Raw genomic sequence first — 1,819 nt, forward strand, 5'->3', positions numbered from 1 at the left:
CGCGCCGGCGCCGAGCGGCCGCAGGAGCCGCCGCGCGGGCCTCGTCGACCGCTCGGCAGGCCGACCGGCCAACGGGTGGGCGCCGGCCGTGGTCAGCAGGGTACTGAGCCGGCTGCGGCTGGTGACGATCACCAGACAGCCGGGGCTGCCCGGCAGCAGGTGCCGGATCTGCTCGGCGTCCCGGCAGTTGTCGAGCACGATCAGCAGGCGCCGGCCGGCAAGGCTGCTGCGGTACATGCCCGCCTGGGCGTGCAGCTCGGCGGGAATGCCCTCCTGGGGCACCCCAAGTGAGCCGAGGAAGCCGCGCAGCGCCTCGGCCGGGCTCATCGCCGGCTCCCGCCCGTCGTATCCGCGCAGGTCGACATACAGCTGCCCGTCCGGGTAGCCGGCGACGAACTCGTGGGCGAGGTGGACGGCGAGGGCGGTCTTGCCGATCCCGGGCATGCCGTCGATCGCGAGCACCGCCGGCCCGCCCGGGCGCGCGACCGCCGCGCGGGCCTCGGCGATGAGGTCGTCCCGGCCGCTGAAGAAGGGCAGGTCCGGCGGCAGCTGCGCGGGCCGGGGGAACGGCGACGGCGACTCGGTACGCGCCGGCTGGGTGCGCTGGTGCAGCAGCCGGTCGTACGCCTCCCGCAGCTCCTCGCCCGGATCGATGCCCAGCTCGTCGGCGAGCCGGCGGCGCACCACCCGGTACATCTCGACGGCTTCCGCCTGGCGACCGTCGGCGGCGAGCGCCAGCAGCAACCGGCTCTGCAGCGACTCGTCGAGCGGGTGCTGCTCGGCGGCCAGCCGCAACGGCGCCAGCACCGCGCTCAGCCGGCCGCAGCGCTCGGCGGCGTCGGCGGCCTCGCGCACGGCCTGGGCGCGTTCGGCCTCCACGGCGAGGAACGCGGGATGCAGGCGGGAGGCCGGTTCCAGGCCCGCGGCGCACCGGCCGCGCCACAGCCGCAGCCCGTCGAGGGAATGCCGCAGCGCCGACTCCGGGTCGCCGTCCTGCAGGCTCCGGCCCGCCAGCCGGCTCAGCGACCGGAACTTCAGCAGGTCAAGGGACTCCTCGTCGGCGCGCAGCCGATAGCCGGAGAGCTCCCGGAGGATGTGCCGGCCCGCCGACCGGGTGGGCAGGCCGGGCTCGAGCAACCGCCGGAGCACCCCGACGTGTCGGTGCACGACGTTCGCGGCGCTGGCCGGGGCCTCCTCGTCCCAGAGCAGGTCGACCAGCTCGGCCAGGGAGACCGGTGAACCGGCCCGGGCCAGCAGCAACGCGAGCACCAGGCGCTGCTGGCGGGCGCCCAGATGCAGCTCAGCGCCAGCGCGGACGACCCTGATCGAGCCGAGCACCGAGAAACCGATCGTCTTGCCCGCCTCCGCCCGCACACCGGCAACGGTAACCGGCCGATCCGCCGCTCGGAGCTTGCGGCCACCGGCCCGGGGCGAGACTGGGTCTCCGGGACGGCGACGGGAGAGGCAGGGCCGATGACGACGACGGTCAGTTCGATGGCCGAACGTGTCCGGCAGGGCGTCCTCGGCGAGGGCGGCCTTTCGAGATGTGGCTGAGCCCTTCAGGGCCGCTGCTACTTCGCACAGTAACCGGCGTGCGGACTCAAGGGTCCAGGACCTGGAGAAAGGGTGGCTTCAGGACTTGGGCTCAGATGCCTCAACTCGGCGCGGTCAGCGGCATCGGAAGGTGTCAACCTTTTCGGGGCGGGTGGTTCAGGGGTTTGTTGACTGAGTCGGCTCGTCGTCGGGCTTGTTGATCCACGCGGCCTCGGGTAGGGCGGGTGGTTGTGGGATGCCGCGGACGAATCGTTCGGGGTTGCGG

Annotated in this window: 1 protein-coding gene; it reads right to left on the reverse strand. The window is 73.9% G+C overall.

The features are described from left to right. Window positions 1–1,374: BTAD domain-containing putative transcriptional regulator (locus JNW87_RS38210; protein ID WP_238455420.1), on the reverse strand; the 1,374-nt coding region annotated here is incomplete at its 3' end. Window positions 1,375–1,819: the final 445 nt, after the last annotated feature.

Origin of the sequence: Micromonospora sp. ATA51, assembly GCF_016802855.1 — a bacterium.
GTDB classification, from domain to species: domain Bacteria; phylum Actinomycetota; class Actinomycetes; order Mycobacteriales; family Micromonosporaceae; genus Micromonospora; species Micromonospora sicca.